The sequence below is a fragment of the Palleronia pelagia genome, from assembly GCF_900110115.1.
Classification (GTDB): domain Bacteria; phylum Pseudomonadota; class Alphaproteobacteria; order Rhodobacterales; family Rhodobacteraceae; genus Palleronia; species Palleronia pelagia.
This window is the reverse complement of record NZ_FOCM01000003.1, coordinates 136,780-160,813: the sequence shown is the minus strand read 5'-3', so window position 1 is coordinate 160,813 and position 24,034 is coordinate 136,780. Positions and strand designations below refer to the sequence as shown.

Below are 24,034 nucleotides of genomic sequence, written 5' to 3'. Positions count from 1 at the left end.
CCGCGTTTTCGGGGGCGCGTCATGGCATACCCCGGGCTTGCTCCCTATGTAGGGTCACGAAAGGGTCGAGTCCACCGGCCCCCCGCCTGTGAAGGAGCCCGCCATGTGGTTGTTTGCGCTGTTCGTCGGCATTCCGCTGATCGAGATCGCACTGTTCATACAGATCGGTGGCTTTATCGGCCTTGGCTGGACCCTGGCGATCGTCGTGCTGACCGCCCTTGCGGGCACCGCGCTGGTCCGATCGCAAGGCGCGCTGGCGATGAACGAAATCCGTCGGTCTTTCAACGACTTGCGTGATCCGACCGAGTCCCTGGCGCAGGGCGCCATGATCCTGTTCGCCGGTGCTCTGATGCTGACACCGGGCTTCTTTACCGACGCCGTCGGGTTCTCGCTTCTGGTGCCGGCCGTCAGGCGCGCCGTGTTCCGGTTCCTGCGAGACCGGATCGAGGTGCGGCAATTCACCCAAGGCCCCGGCCCGCAGGGCCCCGGTCCGGATCCGCGGCGGCGCGGTGGGCAGCCGAGACGCGACGGCGTGATCGAAGGCGACTACGAGGAAGTCGAGATCAAGGACCCCGATCCGAACCGCCGTCCGTCCGGCTGGACACGGCATTGAGGCGCTCATAGCCATCTGCTAGCTAAGCGACGAGAATTTTCCCGGAGGAGCCCCATGGCTGAAAACGAACCGCAAGATACGACCGCAGCCCCGCAGAACAACGCCAACGGACAGACCCCCGCGCAGCCGCAACTGCGCCCGCTGGGCCAGTTCATCCGTGACCTGTCGTTTGAGAACATCCTGGTCTCCAAGACCGTCTCGGGCGAGGTAAAGCCGGATGTGTCCGTGCAGGTCAGCCTCGACGCGAAGAAGCGTGGCGAGGACAGCGGCCAGTACGAGGTCATCGGCAAGTTCAAGATCACGTCGAAGAACAAGGGCTCGGAAGAGACTCTGTTCTTGATGGAGCTGGAATACGGTGGCGTGTTCGAGGCGAAAAACGTGCCCGAGGAACAACTGCACCCGTTCCTGCTGATCGAGGGCCCGCGGCTGATGTTCCCGTACATCCGCCGCATCGTGTCCGACGTCACCCGCGACGGCGGTTTCCCCGCGCTGAACCTCGAGCCCATCGATTTCGTCGCGCTCTACCGCCAGGGCATTGCTCAGCGCCAAGCAGCCCAACAGGCGCAGGCGACGGATACGCCCGCCAACTGAACCCGGTCGGCCGTCAGGCCTTGGACCAGATTGCAGCGTCGCCCAACTTGGCCACGAAGGCCGTGTGGGCGGCGCTTTCTTCTTCCGTCAGCTTCGATGGCAGCGGCCTGGGCCGCGGGCGCGGACGCCACGTATCACGCATTTGGCCGTCGTCCTTCGACCCTTCGTCCGATCCCAGGCCGAAATCCGGCTGACGCCCCCCGATAAGCTCGAGATACACGTCGGCCAGGATCTCGGAGTCGAGAAGCGCGCCGTGCAGCGTACGGTTCGAGTTGTCGATCCCGAAACGCCGACACAGCGCGTCCAGCGACGCAGGCGCCCCGGGAAAACGTCGCCGTGCAATCGCGAGCGTATCGACGGCCTGATCCATGGGCAGCAGCCGCGCGCCCATCCAGCCCAGTTCGGCATTGAGAAATTTCATGTCGAAGGCGGCGTTGTGGATCACCAGCTTGGCGTCGCCCACGAAATCCAGGAACGCCTGGCCCACCTGCTCGAAGACGGGCTTGTCGCGCAGGAAATCGTCGCCCAGCCCGTGCACCTCGAAGGCCGATTGCGGCATCGAACGCTTCGGGTTGATGTACTCGTGAAACGTCCGTCCCGTGGGCACATGCCCCATCAGCTCGACCGCACCGATTTCCACGATCCGGTCGCCCTGCTCGGGCTCGAACCCGGTGGTTTCGGTATCAAGAACGATTTCGCGCATGGCGGCCTTTCCGGATGTCGTCGATCAGCGTGGCAATGGTCGCCCGCGTATCGTCCATGTTCAAGCTGGGAATGATCACGTCGGCGCGGGCACGCTTCTCGCTGTCCGGCATCTGTTTCGACAGGATGCGGTCGAAGTGATCCTCGGTCATGCCCGGTCGGGACAGCACCCTGTCGCGTTGCACGTCGGGCGGGGCGGAGACGACGGCGACAAGGTCGACCGCGTCGGGCGATCCGGTCTCGAACAACAGCGGGATATCGAGGACGGCGATATCGGCATCGCACGCGTCGATGAAGGCCGCGCGATCCTCGGCCACCAGCGGATGCACCACGGATTCGATCCGGGGCAGGGCGGACGGGTCGGTCGCGATCCATTCCTTCAGCGCGGCGCGGTCCACGGCACCGTCGCTGATCGCGGCGGGGTGCAGGGCGCGCATGGGATCGACTGCCGCCCCGCCTTCGGCATACAGGCGGTGCACCGCGGCGTCGGCGTCCCAGACCGGCACGCCCATGTCCCGGAACATTGCGGTGGCCGTCGACTTGCCCATGCCGATGGAGCCGGTCAGCCCGATCAGGAACGGTCGGCTCATGCTGAAAGAACGGCCTGCCGAACGTCCTCGTCCACCTCGGGGCGTTCGCCGAACCACCGCTCGAAAGCCGGAACCGCCTGGTAAAGCAGCATACCCAGCCCGTCGACCGTGCGACAGCCGCGCATGCGCGCGTGTTCCAGCAGGGCGGTTTCAAGCGGGGTATAGACAATGTCGGTGACCAATGCGTCGCGCGACAACCCATCCAACGGCACCCGGAAATCGGCCTTGCCGGTCATGCCCAGAGACGTGGTGTTGATGACGGTCGCGGCATCATCCAGCGTGTTGCCGGCCTGCACCCAGTCGTAAACCGTCAGCTTGGCGCCGAATTCCTTGCGCAGCGCCTCGGTCCGGGTGCGGGTGCGGTTTGTGATGCGAATCTCGGGCACGCCCGCGTCGATCAGCGCGGTGATGACCGCCCGCGCCGCGCCGCCTGCGCCGAACAGGGCCGCGGGCCCGTCCGACGCGCGCCAGTCCGGCGCGTTCTGGCGCAGGTTCTCGATGAAGCCGAACCCGTCGGTATTGTCGGCGTGGATCCGCCCGTCGTCGCGGAAGGTCAGCGTGTTCGCGGCGCCGATCAGGGCGGCGCGGTCGGTCACGTGATCGGCCAGGTCCAGCACCGACTGCTTGTGCGGGATGGTCACGTTCACCCCGCGGAACCCCATTCGGGGCAGGGTGCGCAGGACCTGCGCAAGGTCCGACTGCTCGACATGCAGCGGAACATAGTGCCCGCGCAGCCCGTGCCGCTTCAGCCAGTAGCCGTGCAGGGCAGGGGACTTGGAGTGGGCGATGGGCGCACCAATGACGCCGGCGACGGGGATTTTTTCGTCTGTCATACGGTCAAACTGCCCCGGTCGATCAGCCACGACAAGAGCGGGATCATCGGCAGGCCCAGCACCGTGAAATAGTCGCCGTCGACGGCGCGGAACAGGCGCATTCCCTCCTCCTCGAGCTTGTATCCGCCCACGCTGTGGCGAATGCTGTCCCAGTTCCGCGACACGTAGTCGTCGACGTAATCGTCGCTGAGCGCCCGCATGGACAGGCGCACGGTGTCGACGAAGCGCCAGAGCGGCTCTCCGTCCTCGTATGCGACCACGGCGGACAGCAGGTTGTGCCGCATGTCCGACAGGCGGCGCAGCTGGGCGCGGGCATCATCGGGATCGCGCGGCTTCGATAGAATCTCGCCCTTCAGCGACAGCACCTGGTCGCACCCCAGCACCAGCGCTCCGGGATTCTTCAGCGATACCTTGCGCGCCTTGGCCTCGGCCAGCGCGTCGGCGATGTCCCGCGGGGCGGCGCCTTCGGCCGCTAGGGAAAGTTTCACACTCTCTTCATCAATGCGTGCGACCACTGTCTCGAAGTTCAGGCCAGCCTGCCGAAGCAACTGCGCTCGGATCGTCGAGCCGGATGCGAGGATGAGGTTCATGGGATAAGTCCGGGATAAGGGTCGGGCGAAGACAGGGTGAATCCGCGGAAACGTGTCGGCCGCCGGATAAGCGGCGATCTACACCACCCGCCGCCCGGTTTCATCCCCGTGTGCGAACCCCACGATCGCGGGAGGGACAGAAACGGGTTATTCCGGTCCGCCGGGAAGTTATCCACCGTTCTGATCACATGGCAGATCTTTTATAATGCATTGAAAATAAATAAAAATATAGACATATTCGCGTCCATGGGATGAACCACCAGATCCTGTCCTCTCGTGGGGATAAGGGCCGGACAACTCAGTTATCCCGGTTATCCACGGCCCCTACTAACAAACACCACTTTTCTTAAAAATATTTATTATATTAAGAGGGGCGCATGTCAGACCTGCTCTTCGCGCTTTACCCTTGGATCAAGGCCCTTCACATCGTGGCCTTCACGGCCTGGATGGCCGGCCTGTTCTACCTGCCCCGCTTGTTCGTGTACCACGTCGAGCAGGGTCAGGACGCCCCCGACAAGGCAGCGATGCTAGTGACGATGGAGCGGAAGCTTCTGAAGGTCATCATGAACCCCGCCATGATCGTGACGTGGCTCTGCGGGCTCTACATGGCGGGATTGCCGGGAGTGGTCGATTGGGCGGCCGTCTGGCCCTGGACCAAGGCGCTGGCGGTCATCGCCATGACGTGGTTCCACATGTGGTGCGCGGGACAACGCAAGCGTCTCGCGGCCGGGGACCTGTCGACCAGCGGGCGCCGTTACCGGATGATGAACGAGGTGCCGACGCTGTTGCTGATCGTCATCGTCGTTTCGGTGATCGTCCGGCCGATCTGAGCCATCGTTGACAAAACCGGTCGGCGCGCGTAACGGAAAACTGCTGGCCGTCCGGTTCAGCCTGTTCCCTATGCCAAAGACATGATGACCGCCCGTTCGCGGCGGCACGAGGATTTCCCATGACCCAGGATCGCGTGAACCTGGCGGACCTCAAGGCGCAAAGCCCCAAGGACCTGCTGACGCTCGCCGAAGAGCTCGAGATCGAGAACGCGTCGACCATGCGCAAGGGCGAGATGATGTTCTCGATCCTGAAAGAGCGCGCGGACGAGGAATGGGTCATCGGTGGCGACGGCGTGCTCGAGGTGCTGCAGGACGGTTTCGGCTTCCTGCGCTCGCCCGAGGCCAATTACCTTCCTGGTCCCGACGACATCTATGTCAGCCCCGACATGATCCGTCGCTATTCGCTGCGCACCGGCGACACGGTATCGGGCGTCATCCGTGGCCCCGAGGATACCGAGCAATACTTCGCGCTGGTCGACGTGGAGTCGATCAACTTCGAAGATCCCCAGCGCGCCCGGCACAAGGTCGCCTTCGACAACCTCACGCCGCTCTATCCCGACGAGCGTCTGAAGATGGAGATCGAGGATCCCACCGTCAAAGACAAGTCGGCCCGGATCATCGACCTGGTGTCGCCCATCGGCAAGGGTCAGCGCTCGCTTATCGTGGCGCCGCCTCGGACGGGCAAGACCGTGCTGCTGCAGAACATCGCGCACAGCATCGAGGCGAACCACCCGGAGTGCTACCTGATCGTGCTGCTGATCGACGAGCGGCCCGAGGAAGTCACCGACATGCAGCGCAGCGTGAAGGGCGAGGTCGTCAGCTCGACCTTCGACGAGCCCGCCACGCGCCACGTGGCTGTGTCGGAAATGGTGATCGAGAAGGCCAAGCGCCTGGTTGAACACAAGCGCGACGTCGTGATCCTGCTCGACTCGATCACGCGTCTCGGCCGCGCCTACAACACCACCGTTCCCAGCTCGGGCAAGGTGCTGACCGGCGGTGTGGACGCCAACGCGCTGCAACGGCCCAAGCGGTTCTTCGGCGCCGCACGGAATATCGAAGAGGGCGGGTCGCTGACCATCATCGCCACCGCGCTGATCGATACCGGCAGCCGGATGGACGAGGTCATCTTCGAAGAGTTCAAGGGCACCGGTAACAGCGAGATCGTGCTGGACCGCAAGGTCAGCGACAAGCGCGTCTACCCGGCCATGGATATCCTGAAATCCGGCACCCGGAAGGAAGAGCTTCTGGTCGACAAGCTGGACCTGCAGAAGACCTACGTGCTGCGGCGGATCCTGAACCCGATGGGCACGACCGACGCGATCGAGTTCCTGCTGTCCAAGCTTAAGCAGACCAAGACCAATTCCGAGTTCTTCGACTCGATGAACACCTGACAGGTTGGCCATGGACACCATCTTTGCCGAGGCCACGGCGCCGGGCAAAGCGGGCGTCTCGGTCATCCGTCTGTCGGGACCCCGCGCGTTCGAGGCGGGCAGTTCCCTTTGCGGATCGTTGCCCCCCTCGCACCGCGCGGCCCTACGTGTGCTGCGTGATCCTAATGGCGAAGTTCTGGACACAGCCTTGGTCCTGGCGTTCGACAAGGGCGCCAGCTTTACCGGCGAAACGGTCGTCGAGCTTCAATGCCATGGCAGCCGCGCAGTCGTCGCGGCAATCCTGTCGGCGCTGGGGCGGATCGACGGCCTTCGGCCTGCCGGGCCGGGCGAATTCACGCGCCGCGCGCTGGAAAACGACCGCCTGGACCTGACGCAGGTCGAAGGACTCGCCGACCTTGTCGAGGCCGAGACCGAGTTCCAGCGCCAGCAAGCCCAGAAGGTGCTGTCCGGTGACCTGTCCCGAAAGGTCTTGGAATGGCGGCGCCACCTGGTGGAAGCCGCGGCCTTGATCGAGGCGACCCTCGATTTCGCCGACGAAGAAGTCCCGGTGGATGTCACGCCCGACGTCCTGGCCCACATGGATACCGTGACCGCAGCATTGCAGCACGAGGTTAACGGCTTCGGGGCGTCCGAACGCATCCGGGATGGGTTCGAAATCGCCATCCTGGGGGCACCCAATGCCGGGAAATCCACGCTTCTCAACGCGATCGCCAGGCGAGACGTCGCGCTGACCTCGGAAATCGCGGGCACGACGCGCGACGTGATCGAGGTGCGGGCGGATCTGAAGGGCGTGCCCGTGCTATTCCTCGATACGGCCGGCCTGAGGGAAACCGAAGATCCGCTGGAGGCCGCTGGAATCGCGCGTGCCCGTGACCGCGCGGCCGAGGCTGATCTGCGCGTGTTCCTTGTTGGGAATGGTGAGGACAGACCGGCGCTCGCCCAGGACGACGACATCGTCCTCGTCGGTAAAGCGGATCAGGGTCAGGGCGATATTTCCGGTCTCACGGGGCAGGGCGTCAGCGATCTGATCGATCGGCTGACGACAATCCTCCTCAGCCGCGTTGCCAAGGCATCGACCGCTATTCGCGATCGGCACGCGCAGGCGATGCAAAGCGCGCTGTCCGACTTGTCCGAATCGCGGGCGACGCTTACAGAGATCGGCGACAGCGTTCTGGCCGCCGAATATCTTCGGCGGGCGATTGCGGACCTTGAAATGTTGATCGGCCGCGTCGATGTGGACGATCTACTGGGTGATATCTTTTCGCGTTTCTGCATCGGGAAATAAAATGTTTCACGTGAAACATCGCAAGCCGTCCATCGTCGTCGTTGGGGGTGGCCATGCCGGCGTCGAAGCCGCCAGCGCAGCTGCCCGCGCGGGCGCCGAGGTCAAGCTCGTGACATTGAAGGCCGATGCAATCGGCGCCATGTCCTGCAACCCCGCGATCGGGGGTCTAGGCAAAGGTCACCTGGTCCGCGAAGTCGACGCGCTCTGCGGGATCATGGGCGTCGCCGCGGACTATGCAGGGATCCAGTACCGACTGCTGAATCGTCGGAAGGGGCCTGCCGTACAGGGCCCTCGCGCACAGATGGACCGCGCCCGCTATCGTCACGCCGTACAAAGCTCCATCGCTAGGCACGAGAATATCCGCGTGGTGGAAGGGCAGGTCGTCGATCTTGTCCTGAAGGATAATCGCGTCACCGGCGTTGTCCTGGAGGATGAAAGCACCCTGGATGCGGATGCAGTTGTCCTGACGACCGGAACCTTCCTGAACGGTGTCCTTCACATTGGTGAAGAACAACGGAGCGGTGGACGCCAGGGTGAGAACGCCGCGCTGCGACTCGCGGAACGACTGTATGCCATGGATCTCCCCATGGGTCGGTTGAAAACGGGCACGCCCCCGCGGCTTGATGGTCGAACCATCGATTGGGACAGTCTGGAAAGCCAGCCGGGCGACGATGACCCGGTGATGTTGTCCTTCATGTCCGATCGCCCGGCGGCGCGGCAGGTCAGTTGCGGGATCACCCACACCAACACCGAAACCCACGACATCATTCGCGCCAACCTGTCGCGTTCCGCCATGTATAGCGGGAACATCAGTGGTGTGGGACCGCGCTATTGCCCGTCTATCGAGGACAAGATCGGTCGATTCGCCGACAAGGATTCGCACCAGATCTTCCTGGAACCAGAAGGTTTGGACGATCCAACCGTCTATCCGAACGGGATCTCAACGTCGCTGCCTGTCGATATCCAGGAGGCCTATGTTGTATCGATCCGGGGGCTCGAGCAGGCGAAAATCCTGCAACCGGGCTACGCAATCGAATACGACTACGTTGACCCGCAGGCCCTGGACCACGGTTTGCAGCTCGGCGCCCTCGGGGGTCTGTTCCTCGCGGGTCAAATCAACGGAACCACCGGATACGAAGAGGCCGCGGCGCAAGGCCTGGTCGCTGGACTGAATGCCGTGGCCGCAGTCAGCAGCGATGCGCCGGTCAAATTCTCGCGGACCGAGGCGTACATCGGTGTGATGATCGACGATCTGGTGACCCGCGGGGTGTCCGAGCCTTATCGCATGTTCACCTCCCGCGCCGAGTTCCGCCTTCAACTCCGCGCGGACAACGCCGACCAGCGCTTGACCCCTCTGGCGATCGCGCGGGGTCTCGTGGCGGAACACCGGCGGCAGGCTTTTGAGACCAAGATGGACCGCTTGGCGCAATTGCGGGAAGTCCTGTCCTCGGAGGCCTTTACGCCCAAGGAGGTTAATGCCGTGGGAGTTGCCCTGTCCTCCGACGGTGCGCGTAGAACGGCGCTCGAGCTTCTCAGCATCCCGTCCGTCGGGATCGAGCACATCAAGCAATTGGTGCCGAACGTCTCGTCGTTCTCCTCGGCAGACCTGAACCAGATTTCCAAAGAGGCCGTTTACGCAAATTACTTGGATCGCCAGACCCGCGAGGCCGAGGCGATCCGCCGGGACGAAGCAACGCAGATTCCCGGTGGCTTCGATTTCGCTGGCGTTCACGGACTTTCATCGGAGTTGAAGGATAAGCTGAAAAGTGCCCGGCCGACGACAATCGCGCATGCCAGCAAGATCGAGGGCATGACGCCGGCGGGTCTGAACGCGATTCTCTTGGCGCTGCGGGTGAAGGCCAAAACCGGAACCCACGGATGACTTATCCGAATGTTTCACGTGAAACATCCGAAAGCCTAGAAGATTTCGCGGAAGAGCTGCTTCGCTGGACCGCGAAAATAAACCTCATCGGTCGGTCCACCACGGCAGACATCGCCGAACGCCATATCGCGGACTCCATCCAGGTAGTTAAGGCTGCGCCGGCTGAGATCGCCAAGTGGGTGGACTTGGGGAGCGGGGGCGGCCTTCCGGTCGTTGTCGCTGCGATCATGCGGAAGCAAGAGAACACGCAGTTCGTCGCGGTCGAGTCCGACCAGCGCAAAGCAACTTTTCTGCGCCATATGGCAACGCGACAAGACCTAAGACTGAGGGTGCTCGCGGAGCGCATCGAAGCAGCGTCACAGCAGGCGGCCGACATCGTCAGCGCCCGAGCTCTCGCGCCTTTGCACACGCTTCTGGGCTTTGCCCGTTACCACGGCAGACCGGACAGTCTTTGCCTGTTTCCGAAGGGGAACAGCTTCCAAGAGGAAATCGAACGGGCTAGGATGGATTTCCGCTTCGATGTCGAGATCTTGCCCAGCGAGATTTCCGCGGGTTCGGTTGTTCTGAGAATCAAGGATATCCAAGATGTCTGACCGCCGCCGGTCGCCTAAGATCATCGCAATCGTGAACCAGAAGGGCGGGGTGGGCAAAACCACAACGGCGATCAATCTCGGCGCCGCGTTGGCCGAAGATGGGTACGGCGTGGCCCTGATCGATCTGGACCCGCAAGGGAATGCCTCTACCGGTCTGGGGATCGAGCCCGAGGATCGCCAGCTGACCACCTACGAGTTGCTGCTTGAAGGACGCGCGCTGTCCGAAGTCCTTGCCCCGACAGCTTACGAAAACTTGCGGATCGTTCCGGCCACGCCGGATCTGAGCTCTGCGGATATCGAGATGTACTCCAATCGCAAGCGATCCTTTCTTTTGAAAGACGCGTTGAATGCGAGAGACGTCGAAACTCTGGATCTGGATTTCATTCTGATCGACTGCCCTCCGTCGCTGTCGCTGTTGACCGTGAACGCGATGGTCGCGGCGCATTCCGTTCTGGTCCCGTTGCAGAGCGAGTTCTTCGCGCTCGAGGGCTTGTCGCAACTGATGCTGACCATGCGCGAGGTCCGACAGTCCGCAAACGCGGATCTGCGGATGGAGGGCGTCGTCCTGACCATGTTCGACGGCCGCAACCGTCTGGCGCAGCAGGTTCTCGCCGACGCCAAGGACACGCTGGGCGAACTGGTGTTCAAGACGATCGTGCCGCGCAATGTTCGCGTCAGCGAGGCGCCGTCCTACGCGCAGCCGGTTCTGGATTACGACCCGATGTCGAAGGGCAGCATCGCGTATCGCGAACTGGCGCACGAGCTGACCAGCCGCGCGGTCTAAGAATAACGAAAGGGCAGGGTATGGAACGCAAGCAGGAACGTCGCGGGCTGGGTCGTGGATTGTCAGCCCTCATGGCGGATGTCGGGGACGCGCCGCAGCAGGGCGAAAACCCGCGTCGCGCCGAGGTGCAGATCGCAATCGAGCGGATCCATCCGAACCCGGATCAGCCGCGGCGGACATTCGTCGCGGAAAGCCTGGAAGAGCTTGCCGCGTCGATTTCGACCAAGGGTGTCATCCAGCCGCTTATCCTGCGAGCGCATCCGAGCAAGCCCGAGGAATACGAGATCGTCGCGGGCGAACGTCGCTGGCGCGCAGCGCAAATGGCGCAGCTGCACGAAGTGCCCGCGATCATCCGGCAGTTCGACGATACCGAGGTCCTGGAAGTCGCCATCATCGAGAACATCCAGCGCGCCGATCTGAACGCGGTGGATGAGGCGGCGGGCTATCGGCAGCTGATGGACCGTTTCGGCCGCACGCAGGAGCAAATGGCGGAGGCCTTGGGCAAAAGCCGGTCGCACATCGCCAACACCCTGCGGCTTCTGAACCTGCCCGAGGGCGTGCAGTCCTACCTGGCCTCCGGCCAATTGACCGCCGGGCACGCGCGGGCGCTGATTACCGCCGAGAACCCCGAGGCGCTTGCCCAGCAGATCGTGAAAAAGGGTCTTTCGGTGCGCGAGGCCGAGGCGCTGGCGAAGGGCCCGAAGCCCGCCAAATCCACCCGCTCGGCGGCTCCCAAAGAGAAAGATGCCGACACGCGGGCGCTGGAGCAGGATCTCTCCGCGAACCTTGGGATGAAGGTGTCGGTCGATCACAGTTCGGATGGCGAGAATGGGAAGCTGACCATCAGCTACAAGTCGCTGGACCAGCTGGACGACCTTTGCCGGATGCTGTCGGGCGGCGGTGACTAGGCCAACAGCTCGCGCAGGATCGCATTCAGAAGGGGGCGACCGCGGTCGGTTGTCCGGACCCGGCCGGCAGAAGCCGTCAGTAAACCGTCATACACCAAGCTATTGATTTTGCTCGTTAAATCATCATTCAGGGGCAGATCGTCCACGATGATCCCGTCCCGGAGCCGTAGCCCCATCATCAGCCGTTCCCCCAGCTGATCCTCGGTGGAGAGCGGCGAGATGATCTCGGGTGCCTTACCGTCAAGCGCGCCGCGCAACCAGTGGAGCGGCGCCGTCTCAGTCTCCGTGGCCACTCGTCCCGACGCGAGTGTCAGGCGACCGTGCGCGCCGGGACCGACCCCGGCATAATCACCGCCGGTCCAGTAGACCATGTTGTGGCGCGACTCGTCACCGGGGCGGGCGTGGTTGGAGATCTCGTAGGCGGGCAGCCCGGCCTCCGCCGTCAGCGCTTGGGTCAGCTCGAACATATCCGCGCCAAGATCTTCGTCCGGCAGTCCGCGCAGGCCGCCGCGGGCGAAGCGATCGCCGAAGGCGGTGCCGGGCTCGATGGTCAGCTGGTAAAGCGACAGGTGATCGGCCGCCATCGTCAATGCCTCGCGCAGCTCGGCCTCCCATGCGGGCAGAGACTGGTCCTGACGGGCGTAGATCAGGTCGAAACTGACGCGGTCGAACGTGTTGCGGGCAATATCGAACGCCGCCCGCGCCTCGGCCACCGAGTGCAGCCGTCCGAGCCGCTGCAGGTCGGGATCGTTCAGCGCCTGGATGCCCATGGAGACGCGGTTCACGCCGCCAAGCCGGTAATCGCGGAAGCGGTCGGCCTCGACCGAGGTTGGGTTGGCCTCGAGCGTGATTTCCACGTCATTGGTCATCTGCCAATGGCGCTGGATATCGGCCAGGATCATCTCGACCGTCTGCGGCTCCATCAGGCTGGGCGTGCCGCCACCGAAATAGACCGAGGCAACATTGCGCGGGCCGGTCATGTCGCGGATGCGCGCAAGTTCGGCGCGATAGGCGCGCCGCCAGGCATCGTGGTCGATCTGCGCGACCACGTGGCTGTTGAAATCACAGTAGGGGCATTTCGCCTGGCAGAAGGGCCAATGGACGTAGATGCCGAAAGCGGGTTCAGTCAAAGCAACCCGCGATCAGCTTGCGGAACGCATCGGCGCGGTGCGAGATCTTGTTCTTCTCCCACCGGTCCATTTCGCCGAAGGTCTGGTCGTATCCGTCCGGTTGGAAGATCGGGTCGTAGCCGTGGCCCTGCTCACCACGCATGGGCCAGACGATCTGGCCCGGCATGGTGCCCGGGAAGACCTCGTCGTGACCGTCGGGCCAGGCGAGGACCAGCGTGCAACAGAACTGCGCGCGCCAGGGTTGGGGTGCGTCCTTCGCGATCAGCGCGTCGTGGGCCTTACGCATCGCCATGTCGAAATCGCGGCCCTGGCCCGTTTCGGCCCAGTCGGCGGTATAAACGCCCGGGGCATTGCCCAGCGCGACAATCTCGAGCCCGCTGTCATCCGACAGCGCAGGAAGGCCGGTCGCTTTTGCCGCCGCGTGGGCCTTGATCCGCGCGTTTTCCACAAAGGTGGTGCCGTCCTCGACCGGCTCGGGCAGGTCGTGGTCGGCATTGCTGGTGGTCGAGACGCCGTAGGGCGCCAGAAGATCGCGGATCTCTTCCAGCTTGCCGCGATTGTGGGTCGCGACCACCAGCGTTTCGCCCGTGAAACGGCGCATCAGGCCACCGCGTTCTTCTGGGCGGCGACCAGCTCGTCCACGCCTTTTTCGGCGAGATCCAGAAGCCCGTTCATCTGCTCGCGGGTGAAGGTCGCGCCCTCGGCGCTCATCTGTACCTCGATCAGGCGCTTGGCGCCGGTCAGGATGAAGTTGCCGTCCACGCCCGCTTCGCTATCCTCGGGGTAGTCGAGGTCGAGCACGTTCTGCCCGGCGTAGACGCCGCAGCTGACGGCAGCGACGTGATCGGTCAGCGGATCGGTCACGATGTCACCGGCCTTCATCAGCTTGTTCACGGCCAGCCGCAGCGCGACCCATCCGCCGGTGATCGAGGCGCAACGGGTGCCGCCATCGGCCTGGATGACGTCGCAATCCACCGTGATCTGCCGTTCACCCAGGGCGTTGCGGTCGACACAGGCGCGCAGGGACCGCCCGATCAGGCGCTGGATCTCCTGCGTGCGGCCGGACTGCCCGCGCTTGGCCTCGCGGTTCATGCGGGTGTGGGTGGCGCGGGGCAGCATCCCGTATTCCGCCGTGACCCAGCCCTGCCCGGTGTTGCGCAGGAAGGGCGGCACGCGCTCTTCCAGCGACGCGGTGCACAGGACATGGGTGTCGCCGCATTTTATCAGGCAAGAGCCCTCGGCATGGCGGGTGACGTCCGTCTCGATTGAAATCGGGCGCATCGTGTCTAGGTTTCGACCGGAAGGGCGCATGAAAGCTCCTGTTTTTGCGTGCTCCGCGTGATTGGCACCGGTGCGATCCCGGTGCAAGACTGTTACCACCGATGCAAATGAGCGACCAGAAATCCGCCAGTGAACGCCACGACATGATGGCGCAGATGAACGACCGCACGCGCGAAGTCTTTCGCCGCGTTGTCGAGGGCTACCTGGAAACAGGCAGCCCGGTGGGATCTCGCAGCCTGACCCGCGACATGACCGAGAAGGTCAGCGCCGCCACCATTCGCAATGTCATGCAGGATCTTGAGTACATGGGCCTGCTGAACGCGCCGCATGTCTCGGCCGGAAGGATGCCCACGAACCTGGGCCTGCGGATGTTCGTGGACGGGCTGCTCGAGGTCGGGGATCTCGACGATAGCGACCGCCGCCAGATCGAAACCAGTCTCACCAGCAACGAACGCGACGTGTCGACCTTGCTGGACCGCGTCGGATCGGCCCTGTCGGGCGCCACCCGCGGGGCGAGCCTTGTTCTGGCGCCGAAGCACGAAGCGCCGATCAAGCATATCGAGTTCGTATCGCTCGGGCCCGACCGTGCCTTGGTCGTGCTTGTGTTCGAGGATGGCCATGTCGAGAACCGCGTCTTCGCGCCGCCACCCGGCCAGACCCCGTCGTCGATGCGCGAGGCCGCGAACTTCCTGAACGCGATCGCGGCGGGCCGCACCCTGACCGAGTTGCGCAGCGGTATGGCCAAGCAGATCGCGAATCACCGGCAGGAGCTGGACGCCCTGGCGCAGACGCTGGTGGAGTCGGGTCTTGCGATCTGGGACGACGCGGGCGAGCCGAACGAACGCCTGATCGTGCGCGGCCGGTCGCACCTGCTGGACGAAGGCACCGCCGCCGAGGACCTCGACCGCATCCGCAACCTGTTCGACGATCTGGAACGCAAGCGCGACATCGCCGAGTTCCTAGAGCTGACGGACGAGGGCGAAGGTGTTCGAATTTTCATCGGTTCCGAGAACAAACTCTTCTCACTTTCGGGTTCCTCTTTGGTGGTCTCTCCATATATGAACGCTGACCGAAAGATCATTGGCGCGGTTGGCGTGATCGGCCCCACGCGGCTGAACTACGGACGGATCGTGCCCATCGTGGACTATACAGCGCAACTGGTCGGCAAATTGCTGTCGGGCCAACGATAACCGGGTGAAACATGGCGAAAGAAAACGAAAGCGACATCGAAGCCGCGATCGAAGAGATGCTGAAGGGCGACACCTCCGAGGCCGACAAGGTCAAGCGCAAGCCGCGCGTGAAGTCGCAGGAGGATGACGTCTTCGATCTCGACAATCCCGGCACCAGCCCGCTGGACGATGTCGATGGCCCCGAAGGCGATGACGCGACGGTGGAAAGCCACGTGACCGTCGACAGCGCAGAGCTCGAGCAGCTGCGCGCCGAACGGGACGAGTACAAGGACAAGTTCGTTCGCGCCCTCGCGGATGCCGAGAACAGCCGCAAGCGGTCCGACCGTGACCGGCGCGAGGCCGAGAATTACGGCGGCTCGAAGCTGAGCCGCGACATGCTGCCCGTGTTCGACAACCTCAAGCGCGCGGTCGGGTCGATCTCGGACGAGCAGCGCGAGGCGAACGCGGCCCTGATCGAGGGGATCGAGCTGACCCTGCGCGAGCTTCTGAGCGTGTTCCAGAAGCATGGCATCAAGATGATCGCGCCCGAGGTCGGCGACAAGTTCGATCCCAACGTTCACGAGGCGATGTTCGAGGCCCCGGTGCCCGGCACGAAGGCCGGCGAGATCATTCAGGTGACTGGCGAGGGCTTCATGCTTCACGACCGGCTGCTGCGCGCCGCCAAGGTCGGTGTGAGCTCGACTCCGAAAGGCTGAGGCGACCCGCCTCCGTACCGAATTTTTGCAGCGCACCGGATCGAGTCCGGGGCGCTGTCATTTCGACCCGGCCGCCAGCGCACGCAGTTCGTAGACCAGGTCCAGCGCTTCGCGCGGGCTCAATTCGTCGGGCTGGACCTGCGACAGGCGCTCGGCCACCGGGTCTGTCGCAGGGGCGCTCGGCGCGGGTTTCGCCGCCACCGAGAACAGCGGCAGGTCGTCGATCAGGGTCGTCTTGCGGCCCTCGGCCTCGCCCTTTTCCAGCATCGTCAGAACATCCCGCGCGCGCGACACCACCGCCGCGGGCAGGCCGGCGAGCTTGGCCACCTGCACCCCGTATGACCGGTCGGCGGCGCCCTTGCGCACCTCGTGCAGGAACACGACCTCGCCGTCGTGTTCCTTGACCGACATGGTCGCGTTCTGCGCGCCGCTCAGCCGGTCGGCCAGTTGCGTCATCTCGTGGTAATGGGTGGCGAACAGCGCGCGGCAACGGTTCACATCGTGCAGGTGTTCGAGCGTCGCCCAAGCGATGGACAATCCGTCATAGGTGGCCGTTCCGCGCCCGATCTCGTCCAGGATCACCAGCGCGCGGTCGTCGGCGCGGTTCAGGATCGCGGCGGTTTCGACCATTTCCACCATGAAGGTCGAGCGTCCGCGCGCCAGGTCGTCCGCCGCGCCCACACGGCTGAACAGCTGGCTGACGACGCCGATCCGCGCCGCATCGGCGGGGACGTAGGAGCCGATCTGCGCCAGCAGGGCGATCAGCGCGTTCTGGCGCAGGAAGGTCGACTTACCGGCCATGTTCGGCCCGGTCAGCAGCCAGAGCGCGGCGCTGTCCGCTCCATCCGACAACGCGCAATCGTTCGGCACGAAGGGCACGCCGCCTTGCCGACGCAGTGCTTGTTCGACCACCGGGTGGCGGCCGCCGGTGATCTGGAAATCGCGACCCGACACCATGTCGGGGCGGCACCATCTCGCGCCCACCGCCAGGTCCGCCATGGCGGTGGTCACGTCCAGTGCGGCCAGCGCGCGGGCGGTGTCGCCGATGGGGCCGGCGTGGTCCAGGACCTGTACCGAAAGCTCGGCGAACAGCCGTTTCTCGATCTCCAGCGCGCGGCCGCCCGCGTTCAGGATCTTGGTCTCCAGCGCGCTCAGCTCGACGGTGGTGAAGCGCACCGCGTTGGCCGTGGTCTGGCGGTGGATGAAGGTCTGGGACAGCGGTTCGGCCAGCATCTTCTTGGCGTGGGTGGCCGTGACCTCGATGAAATAGCCCAGCACGTTGTTGTGCTTGATCTTCAGCGACGAGATGTCGGTCTGTTTCACGAAATCGGCCTGCATCCCGGCGATGACGCCGCGCCCCTCGTCGCGCAGGCTGCGGGCCTCGTCCAACGCCGAATCGAAGCCCGGCGCGATGAAGCCGCCGTCGCGGGCCAGGATCGGCGGTTCGGCCACCAGCGCATCGGACAGACGGTCGATCAGATCCTCGTGGCCGGTCAACGATTCCAGCCCGGTATCCAGCAGATCCGCCGGACCGCCCGCCAGGCGGTCTGCGATCTCGGCCGCGCGGGCCAGACCGTCGCGCATGGCAGCCAGGTCGCGCGGTCCGCCACGTTCCAGCGACAGGCGCGACAGGGCACGGTCCATGTCGGGGACGTGGCGCAGCTGTTCCCGCAGGGCCTGCGCAAGGTCGGGCGCGTCCACGGCGGCGGCGATGGCATCGTGGCGGGACCGGATCAGCGCCAGGTCACGGGACGGAGCGGTCAGCCGCCGTTCCAGCAGGCGTCCGCCCGCCGCCGTCACGGTGCGGTCGATGGCCGACAGGAGCGATCCATCGCGCCCGCCCGACAGCGCGCGCGTCAGCTCCAGGTTGGCGCGGGTGGCGGCGTCGATCTGCATGACGCCATCGGCATCCTCGCGCCGGGGCGGGCGCAGCAACGGCAGCTTTCCCTTCTGGGTGATCTCGAGGTAGTCGACCAGCGCCGCCATGGCCGAGATCTCGGGGCGCGAAAAGGTGCCGAACGCATCCAGCGTCGCCACGTCGAACACCCGGCAGAGCCGCGCCGCGCCGCCCGTGCTGTCGAACGACCCGCGCGATAGCGGGGTCAGTGACGCCCCGGATTCAGTGACGATCTCGGCCCAATCAGCCTCCTGCGCCTCGTTCAGCAGGACTTCGCGCGGGGCGAGGCGGGCCAGTTCGGGGCCCAGCCGGACGGGCGGGCAGGGCGTGACCGACAGTTCGCCCGTGGACATGTCGCACCACGCCAGCGCACCGTCGCCGCGCATGGCGGTATAGGCCGCCAGGAAATTGTGCCGCCGCGCATCGAGTAGCGTGTCCTCGGTCAGCGTGCCGGGCGTGACCAGCCGCACCACCTCGCGCCGCACGACGGATTTCGATCCGCGCTTCTTCGCCTCGGCCGGATCCTCGGTCTGTTCGCAGACCGCCACGCGGAACCCCTTGCGGATCAGCGTCAGCAGGTAGCCCTCGGCGGCGTGGACAGGGACGCCGCACATGGGAATGTCGTCGCCCTGGTGCTTGCCCCGCTTGGTCAGGGCGATGTCCAGCGCCGCCGCCGCCGCGACCGCGTCGTCGAAGAACAGCTCGTAGAAGTCGCCCATCCGGTAGAACAGCAGAGCCCCTTCGTGGCCTGCCTTGATCTCGAGATATTGCGCCATCATCGGCGTGACGGCGGGTTTGGCGGTGTTCATGGCGTGTTTCCCGGCGCGAGGTCGCGACACCCTAGCCAATGCGGCGCGGGGCATGAAGGGGCGGTTTTTGCAGTGGAACCCCCCGGGGGCCTGTGCCACGAATTGCGCCACGCCGGAGGAGACGCGACCGATGACCCAGAAGAAAGTGACCGACAACGAGGCCTTGCAGTTCCACATGGAACCGCGGCCGGGCAAGTTCGACATTGCCGCGTCGGTCCCCATGGCCACCCAGCGTGACCTGAGCCTTGCCTATTCCCCGGGCGTCGCCGTGCCGTGCGACCGGATCGCGGCCGAGCCGGGCCGCGCCTACGACTACACCAACAAGGGCAACCTCGTCGCCGTGATCTCGAACGGGACGGCGGTTCTGGGCTTGGGCAACCTTGGCGCGCTGGCCTCGAAGCCCGTGATGGAAGGCAAGGCGGTGCTGTTCAAGCGCTTCGCCGATGTGAATTCCATCGATATCGAGCTGGATACCGAAGACCCCGACGCCTTCTGCAACGCCGTGCGACTGATGGGGCCGACCTTCGGGGGCATCAACCTCGAGGATATCAAGGCGCCCGAGTGCTTCATGATCGAGCAGCGCCTGAAGGAAGAGATGGATATCCCCGTCTTCCATGACGACCAGCACGGAACGGCCGTGATCTGCGCCGCCGGCCTCATCAACGCGCTGCATCTTTCGGGCAAGCGCATCGAAAACGTGAAGATCGTGCTCAACGGTGCGGGGGCGGCGGGCATCGCGTGCCTCGAGCTGCTGAAATCCATGGGGGCACGGCACGAGAACTGCATCGCCTGCGACACCAAGGGCGTGATCTACCAGGGCCGCAGCGAAGGCATGAACCAGTGGAAATCTGCCCACGCCGTCAAGACCGACGCGCGCACGCTGGCCGAGGCGCTGGACGGGGCCGACGTGTTCCTGGGCTGCTCGGCCAAGGGCGCCGTCACGCAGGACATGGTCATGTCCATGGCGAAAGAGGCCGTGATCTTCGCCATGGCGAACCCCGATCCCGAGATCACGCCCGAGGATGTCCACGCCGTGCGCGAGGACGTGATCGTCGCGACCGGGCGCAGCGACTATCCCAACCAGGTGAACAACGTCCTCGGCTTTCCCTACCTGTTCCGGGGTGCGCTGGATATCCACGCGCGGGCCATCAACGACGAGATGAAGATCGCCTGCGCTGAAGCCCTGGCCGCGCTGGCGCGCGAGGATGTGCCTGACGAGGTCGCCGTCGCCTATGGTCGCAAACTGAAATTTGGGCGCGACTACATCATCCCGACGCCGTTCGATCCGCGCCTGATCTGGCAGGTGCCGCCTGCGGTGGCACGCGCGGGGATGGACACCGGCGCGGCGCGGCGGCCCATCATCGACATGGACGGCTACGAGGCCACGCTGAAACAGCGGATGGACCCCACCGCGTCGATTCTCGAAGGTATCTATGCCCGCGCCCGGGCGAAACAGGCCCGCATTGTCTTTGCCGAGGGCGACGATATCCGCGTACTGAAGGCCGCCGTGGCCTATGCCCGGCAGGGGATGGGCGAATCCGTGGTCGTGGGCCGCGAGCCCGAGATCCGAGAGCTTCTGCGGGCCGAAGGGCTCGAACCCGCCATCGACAGCATCGAGATCGTCAACGCCGCCACGACCGAGCATCTCTCGACCTACAAGGCCTTCCTCTACGAACGGCTCCAGCGGCGCGGATTCGACTCGCACGATATTCGCCGGATGGCGGCGCGGGACCGGCACGTGTTCTCGGCCCTCATGCTGGCTCATGGTCACGCCGACGGGATGGTCACCGGTGCGACACGGAAATCCGCGCAGGTGATGGAGCTGATCAACCGCGTGTTCGATGCGCGGCCCGAGGATGGCGCCGTGGGGATCACCGCCGTCCTGTCGCGCGGCCGGATCGTGCTGATCGCGGACACGCTGATCCATGAATGGCCCGACCAGCACGACCTGGCCAATATCGCCGAACGCGGCGCCGATGTCGCGCGGGGGCTGGGGCTGGAGCCGCGGGTGGCCTTCGTCAGCTTTTCGACTTTCGGCTATCCCGTGTCCGAGCGCGCCGAGAAGATGCATGTCGCGCCGGACGTGCTGGACAAGCGTGGGGTCGATTTCGAGTACGATGGCGAGATGACGGTCGACGTGGCGCTGAACGCCGAGGCCATGAAGAATTATCCGTTCTGCCGCCTGTCCGGCCCGGCGAACGTGTTGGTCGTGCCCGCACGGCACTCGGCATCTATCTCGGTGAAGTTGATGCAGGAAATGGCGGGCGCGACCGTGATCGGCCCGATCCTCACGGGCCTGCGCAAGCCCGTGCAGATCGCGTCCACCGGATCGAACATGACCGACATCCTGAACATGGCGGCCATCGCGGCGGTGGATATCGGCTGAGTCTCAGCCGGCCTCGACCCGCTTCAGACCGCCCGACGCCATGTCGGTGGCGATGTGGGGCTGTTTTGCCGATTTCCACGCGCCGAAGCCGCCCTCCATGTGGGCCACGGGGCTGATCCCGGCCTCGAGGCACTTGCGCGCGACCTTTTCGGACCGCACGCCGCTGCCGCAGTGGAAGACCAGCCGCTTGCCCTGCTGCGACGGTAGTCGGTCCGCGCGGAAATGCGACAGGGGCGACAGCAGCGCGCCCTCGATATGCTCGAAGCTGTACTCGGCCGGGGTGCGCACGTCGATCAGCGCGATCTCGCCTGCGTCGAGCGCTTTTGCCACCTCGTCCACGGTCCAGGTCTCCAAGGTGCCTTGGTCCGTCTCTTCGGTTTTCATGGGAGTTCCTCCGGTGTGTCTTTCACCGGGACTTAGTCAGATCGTCGATCGCGGCCAGCCCTTGCAGCAGCGGGGCCAGCTTGTCGATGAACACCATGTTGGGTCCGTCGCTGGGGGCGTTGTCGGGATCTTCGTGGGTTTCGATGAAGACCGCGGCCGCGCCCACGGCCAGCGCCGCGCGGGCCAGGGGCTCGACGAATTCGCGCTGTCCGCCCGACGCGCTGCCCTGTCCGCCGGGCAGTTGAACCGAATGGGTGGCGTCGAAGACGACCGGATAGCCGGTTCCCGCCATGATCGGCAGCGACCGCATGTCCGAGACCAGCATGTTATAGCCGAAGGACGCGCCGCGTTCGCAAAGCATCACCCGCTCGTTCCCGGTCGAAGCGATCTTGGCGGCCACGTTCTCCATGTCCCACGGGGCAAGGAACTGACCCTTCTTCACGTTGATCGCGGCGCCGGTTTCGCCCGCGGCCAGCAGCAGGTCGGTCTGGCGCGACAGGAAGGCCGGGATCTGCAGCACGTCCACGACCTCGGCCACCGGGGCGCATTGGTCGGGGCCGTGCACATCGGTCAGGACCGGCACGCCGAACTCGGCCTTGATCTTCGACAGGATCGACAGGCCCTCGTCCATCCCGAGGCCCCGCTTACCCTTCAGCGACGACCGGTTGGCCTTGTCGTAGCTCGATTTGAAGATCCACGGCCGGTTGGCGGCGTCGGCGGCGGTGGCGATCCGCTCGGCCAGCATCCGGGCGTGATCCAGCGACTCGAGTTGGCAGGGCCCGGCGATCAGCGCGAAGGGCGCCGTGTTCGAGACGGAAATGTCGCCGATGGTAACGGTCTTCATGCGATGCCTTCCTTTTTCAGCACGGCTTCGATCCGGGCCACGTCCACGGGGTTGTTCAGTTCCCAGAACACCCGGCCGCGCGCGTCCACCGGGACGCAGGCAACGGGCCAGCCGTTTTCCAGGAACCGCAGCTGCTCCAGCCCCTCGGCGCGCTCGAGCGGGCCTTCGGGCCACCCTGCATATGCGTCGAGCGCGGCGGGACGGTAGGCATAGACGCCCACGTGGTGCCAGACCTCGGGCGGCTTGGTGAGGCTTGCCACGTGGGGCAGCACCTCTTTCGAGAAATACAGAGCGGTGCCATCGCCGCGGATGACCGCCGTGGTTCCGCCGACGCGGCCTTCCTTGCGGTCGGTGACGAAGTTTTCCAGCGTCTCGGCATCGGTGCGCAGAACGGGCGTCGCCATCTGCGCGTCCGGGTTGGCCTGCATATGCGCGATCAGCGCCTCGAGGAACCAGGCGGGCGTCAGCGGCGCGTCGCCCTGCAGGTTCACGATGATCTCGGGCGCGGTGTCGAGCTGGGCCAGCCCCTCGGCACAGCGTTCGGTACCGTTCCGGGCCGCGCTGGACGTCATCAGGACCGCGCCGCCGAACGCACGGGTGGCATCCGCGATCCGGTCGTCATCGGTCAGGACATAGACGTCGTCGACGCCGGGAATCCCCTGCGCCGCCTCCCAGCTGCGCTGGATCAGGGACGCCTTGCGGCCGGTGGCGCCGGTCAGGTCCACCAGCGGCTTGCCGGGATAGCGCGACGAGGCATAGCGCGCGGGAATGAAGACGGTCACGCTCATTTCACACCTGCCCGCAATGCGTCGTGGATATGGACAAGGCCCTGCAGAATCCCGTCGCCGTCGACGGCGAACAGGGCCGAGATCTTGCGCTCGTTCATGATGCCCAGCGCTTCGGCCAGAAGCGCCTCGGGGTCGATGGTCTGCGGGTCCGGCGTCGCCACGTCGCCCGCGACGCGGCCCATCAGGCCTTCGAGGTTCCGCCGCAAATCGCCGTCGGTGATGACGCCGCGCAGCCGTCCGTCCGACACCACCGCGGCGACGCCGAAGCCTTTCGCCGTCATCTCGATCAGCGCTTCGCCCATGGGGGTGTCCGGCGCCACGACGGGCAGGGCGCCCCCGCGATGCATCACGGCGCTGACGCTCAGAAGTTGGGCGCCCAGCGTGCCGCCCGGGTGGAAGACGTGGAAGCTGTCGCGGTCGAAGCCCCGCGCCTCCATCAGGGCGACGGCCAGCGCGTCGCCCAGCGCCATGGTCATCGTGGTCGATGTGGTCGGTGCCATGCCGATGGCACAGGCCTCGGGCGCGTCGGGTAGAAGCAGCAAATGATCGGCCTGCTGCGCGAGGGTCGACTCGGCCCGCCGGGTGATCGCGACCATGGGGACGCGGAACCGCCGGGTGTGGGCGATGATATCGCCGAGTTCGCGGGTTTCGCCCGAGTTCGAGATCAGGATCACCGCGTCGCTGCGGGTGATCATGCCCAGGTCGCCGTGGCTGGCCTCGCCGGGATGGACGAACTGCGCCGGGCTGCCGGTCGAGGCGAGCGTGGCGGCGATCTTGGCGGCCACGTGGCCCGATTTCCCCATGCCCGACACGATGATGCGGCCCGGCGTCTGCAGAAGCTGGGCCACGGTCTCGGCGATGGTGGGGCTCAGGCTGTCGGCCAACTGGCGCAGGCCGTCGCTTTCCGTCAGCAACACGTCCCGCGCGATGGCGCGGGCGTCGCGTGCGGGCGTCGGGGCGGTGTCTGGTGCGGGCTCGGCCATGGGCCGGTCATATCCACAGCCGCCGCCCGTGTCCACGCGCCGCGACCCGAGGTGG

At 65.2% G+C, this 24,034-nt stretch carries 24 protein-coding genes; 12 read left to right on the top strand and 12 right to left on the bottom strand.

Translation table 11 applies throughout. The annotated features are described in order from the left end of the window. Positions 1-103 precede the first annotated feature (103 nt). On the top strand, positions 104-613 hold the full coding sequence (locus tag BMX96_RS07730; protein WP_073126860.1) for an FxsA family protein: 510 nt from the start codon (positions 104-106) through the stop codon (positions 611-613). Between the two features lie 54 nt (positions 614-667). Continuing rightward, complete coding sequence (secB, locus tag BMX96_RS07725) at positions 668-1,204, top strand: protein-export chaperone SecB (RefSeq protein ID WP_091844978.1); 537 nt, start codon at positions 668-670, stop codon at positions 1,202-1,204. 13 nt (positions 1,205-1,217) lie between these two features. Here secB and dnaQ read toward each other — a convergent pair whose 3' ends face one another. Genes dnaQ through BMX96_RS07705 form a run of 4 tightly spaced genes read right to left on the bottom strand, consistent with a single transcriptional unit; the run spans position 1,218 to position 3,919 of the window. Continuing rightward, on the bottom strand, positions 1,218-1,907 hold the full coding sequence (gene dnaQ, locus BMX96_RS07720; RefSeq protein ID WP_091844977.1) for a DNA polymerase III subunit epsilon: 690 nt from the start codon (positions 1,905-1,907) through the stop codon (positions 1,218-1,220). Further along, positions 1,888-2,496 carry a dephospho-CoA kinase gene (coaE, locus tag BMX96_RS07715; protein ID WP_091844976.1) on the bottom strand — a complete coding sequence of 203 codons (609 nt, stop codon included), beginning with the start codon at positions 2,494-2,496 and terminating at the stop codon, positions 1,888-1,890. Before coaE ends, dnaQ begins: the two co-directional genes overlap by 20 nt. Next, the gene (locus tag BMX96_RS07710) at positions 2,493-3,329 is read right to left on the bottom strand and encodes a shikimate dehydrogenase (protein ID WP_091844975.1); all 837 of its coding nucleotides are present in this window, start codon (positions 3,327-3,329) and stop codon (positions 2,493-2,495) included. Before BMX96_RS07710 ends, coaE begins: the two co-directional genes overlap by 4 nt. Next, on the bottom strand, positions 3,326-3,919 hold the full coding sequence (locus BMX96_RS07705) for a Maf family protein (RefSeq protein WP_091844974.1): 594 nt from the start codon (positions 3,917-3,919) through the stop codon (positions 3,326-3,328). Before BMX96_RS07705 ends, BMX96_RS07710 begins: the two co-directional genes overlap by 4 nt. A 377-nt stretch (positions 3,920-4,296) precedes the next feature. On the opposite strand from BMX96_RS07705, the gene BMX96_RS07700 reads away from it, so the two are divergent. The 7 genes from BMX96_RS07700 (at position 4,297) to BMX96_RS07670 (ending at position 11,592) form a co-directional block, all read left to right on the top strand. Further along, positions 4,297-4,749: a CopD family protein gene (locus BMX96_RS07700; protein WP_091844973.1), complete on the top strand. Its 453-nt coding sequence runs from the start codon at positions 4,297-4,299 to the stop codon at positions 4,747-4,749. A 119-nt stretch (positions 4,750-4,868) separates the two neighbouring features. After that, positions 4,869-6,140 (top strand): transcription termination factor Rho, encoded by a 1,272-nt coding sequence (gene rho / locus BMX96_RS07695; RefSeq protein WP_073126844.1) that lies wholly within the window; start codon positions 4,869-4,871, stop codon positions 6,138-6,140. A gap of 10 nt (positions 6,141-6,150) precedes the next feature. After that, positions 6,151-7,425: a tRNA uridine-5-carboxymethylaminomethyl(34) synthesis GTPase MnmE gene (gene mnmE, locus BMX96_RS07690; RefSeq protein WP_091844972.1), complete on the top strand. Its 1,275-nt coding sequence runs from the start codon at positions 6,151-6,153 to the stop codon at positions 7,423-7,425. Position 7,426: 1 nt separating this feature from the next. After that, the gene (gene mnmG, locus BMX96_RS07685; protein ID WP_091844971.1) at positions 7,427-9,307 is read left to right on the top strand and encodes a tRNA uridine-5-carboxymethylaminomethyl(34) synthesis enzyme MnmG; all 1,881 of its coding nucleotides are present in this window, start codon (positions 7,427-7,429) and stop codon (positions 9,305-9,307) included. Then, complete coding sequence (rsmG, locus tag BMX96_RS07680; protein ID WP_091844970.1) at positions 9,304-9,900, top strand: 16S rRNA (guanine(527)-N(7))-methyltransferase RsmG; 597 nt, start codon at positions 9,304-9,306, stop codon at positions 9,898-9,900. Before mnmG ends, rsmG begins: the two co-directional genes overlap by 4 nt. Then, positions 9,893-10,684: a ParA family protein gene (locus tag BMX96_RS07675; RefSeq protein WP_091844969.1), complete on the top strand. Its 792-nt coding sequence runs from the start codon at positions 9,893-9,895 to the stop codon at positions 10,682-10,684. The genes rsmG and BMX96_RS07675 overlap by 8 nt, the downstream gene beginning before the upstream one ends. Positions 10,685-10,704: 20 nt before the next feature. Then, complete coding sequence (locus BMX96_RS07670) at positions 10,705-11,592, top strand: ParB/RepB/Spo0J family partition protein (protein WP_091844968.1); 888 nt, start codon at positions 10,705-10,707, stop codon at positions 11,590-11,592. Here the strand turns inward: BMX96_RS07670 and hemW are convergent. Genes hemW through rph form a run of 3 tightly spaced genes read right to left on the bottom strand, consistent with a single transcriptional unit; the run spans position 11,589 to position 14,033 of the window. Next, on the bottom strand, positions 11,589-12,722 hold the full coding sequence (gene hemW / locus BMX96_RS07665) for a radical SAM family heme chaperone HemW (protein WP_091844967.1): 1,134 nt from the start codon (positions 12,720-12,722) through the stop codon (positions 11,589-11,591). The two genes, BMX96_RS07670 and hemW, sit on opposite strands and share 4 nt — an antisense overlap. Continuing rightward, the gene (rdgB, locus tag BMX96_RS07660) at positions 12,715-13,323 is read right to left on the bottom strand and encodes an RdgB/HAM1 family non-canonical purine NTP pyrophosphatase (protein WP_091844966.1); all 609 of its coding nucleotides are present in this window, start codon (positions 13,321-13,323) and stop codon (positions 12,715-12,717) included. The genes hemW and rdgB overlap by 8 nt, the downstream gene beginning before the upstream one ends. After that, a complete protein-coding gene (gene rph / locus BMX96_RS07655) occupies positions 13,323-14,033 on the bottom strand; it encodes a ribonuclease PH (RefSeq protein WP_073126824.1) in 711 nt (236 codons plus the stop codon). The genes rdgB and rph overlap by 1 nt, the downstream gene beginning before the upstream one ends. Before the next feature lie 77 nt (positions 14,034-14,110). On the opposite strand from rph, the gene hrcA reads away from it, so the two are divergent. Beyond that, on the top strand, positions 14,111-15,193 hold the full coding sequence (hrcA, locus tag BMX96_RS07650; RefSeq protein ID WP_073126822.1) for a heat-inducible transcriptional repressor HrcA: 1,083 nt from the start codon (positions 14,111-14,113) through the stop codon (positions 15,191-15,193). Between the two features lie 11 nt (positions 15,194-15,204). Next, entirely contained in the window at positions 15,205-15,888 is a 684-nt protein-coding gene (locus BMX96_RS07645) for a nucleotide exchange factor GrpE (RefSeq protein ID WP_091844965.1), read from the top strand. A gap of 57 nt (positions 15,889-15,945) precedes the next feature. Here the strand turns inward: BMX96_RS07645 and mutS are convergent, their stop codons facing one another. After that, a complete protein-coding gene (mutS, locus tag BMX96_RS07640; protein ID WP_236736997.1) occupies positions 15,946-18,594 on the bottom strand; it encodes a DNA mismatch repair protein MutS in 2,649 nt (882 codons plus the stop codon). A gap of 130 nt (positions 18,595-18,724) precedes the next feature. Between mutS and BMX96_RS07635 the strand changes: the two genes are divergently transcribed. Beyond that, positions 18,725-20,980 carry an NADP-dependent malic enzyme gene (locus BMX96_RS07635; RefSeq protein ID WP_091844964.1) on the top strand — a complete coding sequence of 752 codons (2,256 nt, stop codon included), beginning with the start codon at positions 18,725-18,727 and terminating at the stop codon, positions 20,978-20,980. A gap of 3 nt (positions 20,981-20,983) precedes the next feature. Here BMX96_RS07635 and BMX96_RS07630 read toward each other — a convergent pair whose 3' ends face one another. Genes BMX96_RS07630 through BMX96_RS07615 form a run of 4 tightly spaced genes read right to left on the bottom strand, consistent with a single transcriptional unit; the run spans position 20,984 to position 23,979 of the window. Beyond that, positions 20,984-21,364, bottom strand: coding sequence for a rhodanese-like domain-containing protein (locus tag BMX96_RS07630; protein ID WP_073126816.1), 381 nt, complete (start codon positions 21,362-21,364; stop codon positions 20,984-20,986). A gap of 22 nt (positions 21,365-21,386) precedes the next feature. After that, a complete protein-coding gene (gene kdsA / locus BMX96_RS07625; RefSeq protein WP_073126814.1) occupies positions 21,387-22,208 on the bottom strand; it encodes a 3-deoxy-8-phosphooctulonate synthase in 822 nt (273 codons plus the stop codon). Continuing rightward, complete coding sequence (locus tag BMX96_RS07620; RefSeq protein ID WP_073126812.1) at positions 22,205-22,996, bottom strand: 3-deoxy-manno-octulosonate cytidylyltransferase; 792 nt, start codon at positions 22,994-22,996, stop codon at positions 22,205-22,207. Before BMX96_RS07620 ends, kdsA begins: the two co-directional genes overlap by 4 nt. Further along, a complete protein-coding gene (locus tag BMX96_RS07615) occupies positions 22,993-23,979 on the bottom strand; it encodes a KpsF/GutQ family sugar-phosphate isomerase (protein ID WP_091844963.1) in 987 nt (328 codons plus the stop codon). Before BMX96_RS07615 ends, BMX96_RS07620 begins: the two co-directional genes overlap by 4 nt. Positions 23,980-24,034 lie beyond the last annotated feature (55 nt).

What these genes read in the sequence shown, in the direction of transcription:
- BMX96_RS07620 (WP_073126812.1), bottom strand. Translation starts at nt 22,996, where the DNA reads ATGAGCGTGACCGTCTTCATTCCCGCGCGCTATGCCTCGTCGCGCTAT.
- BMX96_RS07645 (WP_091844965.1), top strand. Translation starts at nt 15,205, where the DNA reads ATGGCGAAAGAAAACGAAAGCGACATCGAAGCCGCGATCGAAGAGATG.
- BMX96_RS07710 (WP_091844975.1), bottom strand. Translation starts at nt 3,329, where the DNA reads ATGACAGACGAAAAAATCCCCGTCGCCGGCGTCATTGGTGCGCCCATC.
- mnmG (WP_091844971.1), top strand. Translation starts at nt 7,427, where the DNA reads ATGTTTCACGTGAAACATCGCAAGCCGTCCATCGTCGTCGTTGGGGGT.
- BMX96_RS07730 (WP_073126860.1), top strand. Translation starts at nt 104, where the DNA reads ATGTGGTTGTTTGCGCTGTTCGTCGGCATTCCGCTGATCGAGATCGCA.
- BMX96_RS07635 (WP_091844964.1), top strand. Translation starts at nt 18,725, where the DNA reads ATGACCCAGAAGAAAGTGACCGACAACGAGGCCTTGCAGTTCCACATG.
- rdgB (WP_091844966.1), bottom strand. Translation starts at nt 13,323, where the DNA reads ATGCGCCGTTTCACGGGCGAAACGCTGGTGGTCGCGACCCACAATCGC.
- BMX96_RS07630 (WP_073126816.1), bottom strand. Translation starts at nt 21,364, where the DNA reads ATGAAAACCGAAGAGACGGACCAAGGCACCTTGGAGACCTGGACCGTG.
- rsmG (WP_091844970.1), top strand. Translation starts at nt 9,304, where the DNA reads ATGACTTATCCGAATGTTTCACGTGAAACATCCGAAAGCCTAGAAGAT.
- kdsA (WP_073126814.1), bottom strand. Translation starts at nt 22,208, where the DNA reads ATGAAGACCGTTACCATCGGCGACATTTCCGTCTCGAACACGGCGCCC.
- mnmE (WP_091844972.1), top strand. Translation starts at nt 6,151, where the DNA reads ATGGACACCATCTTTGCCGAGGCCACGGCGCCGGGCAAAGCGGGCGTC.
- dnaQ (WP_091844977.1), bottom strand. Translation starts at nt 1,907, where the DNA reads ATGCGCGAAATCGTTCTTGATACCGAAACCACCGGGTTCGAGCCCGAG.
- hrcA (WP_073126822.1), top strand. Translation starts at nt 14,111, where the DNA reads ATGAGCGACCAGAAATCCGCCAGTGAACGCCACGACATGATGGCGCAG.
- coaE (WP_091844976.1), bottom strand. Translation starts at nt 2,496, where the DNA reads ATGAGCCGACCGTTCCTGATCGGGCTGACCGGCTCCATCGGCATGGGC.
- BMX96_RS07705 (WP_091844974.1), bottom strand. Translation starts at nt 3,919, where the DNA reads ATGAACCTCATCCTCGCATCCGGCTCGACGATCCGAGCGCAGTTGCTT.
- BMX96_RS07700 (WP_091844973.1), top strand. Translation starts at nt 4,297, where the DNA reads ATGTCAGACCTGCTCTTCGCGCTTTACCCTTGGATCAAGGCCCTTCAC.
- mutS (WP_236736997.1), bottom strand. Translation starts at nt 18,594, where the DNA reads ATGAACACCGCCAAACCCGCCGTCACGCCGATGATGGCGCAATATCTC.
- rho (WP_073126844.1), top strand. Translation starts at nt 4,869, where the DNA reads ATGACCCAGGATCGCGTGAACCTGGCGGACCTCAAGGCGCAAAGCCCC.
- BMX96_RS07675 (WP_091844969.1), top strand. Translation starts at nt 9,893, where the DNA reads ATGTCTGACCGCCGCCGGTCGCCTAAGATCATCGCAATCGTGAACCAG.
- secB (WP_091844978.1), top strand. Translation starts at nt 668, where the DNA reads ATGGCTGAAAACGAACCGCAAGATACGACCGCAGCCCCGCAGAACAAC.
- BMX96_RS07670 (WP_091844968.1), top strand. Translation starts at nt 10,705, where the DNA reads ATGGAACGCAAGCAGGAACGTCGCGGGCTGGGTCGTGGATTGTCAGCC.
- BMX96_RS07615 (WP_091844963.1), bottom strand. Translation starts at nt 23,979, where the DNA reads ATGGCCGAGCCCGCACCAGACACCGCCCCGACGCCCGCACGCGACGCC.
- rph (WP_073126824.1), bottom strand. Translation starts at nt 14,033, where the DNA reads ATGCGCCCTTCCGGTCGAAACCTAGACACGATGCGCCCGATTTCAATC.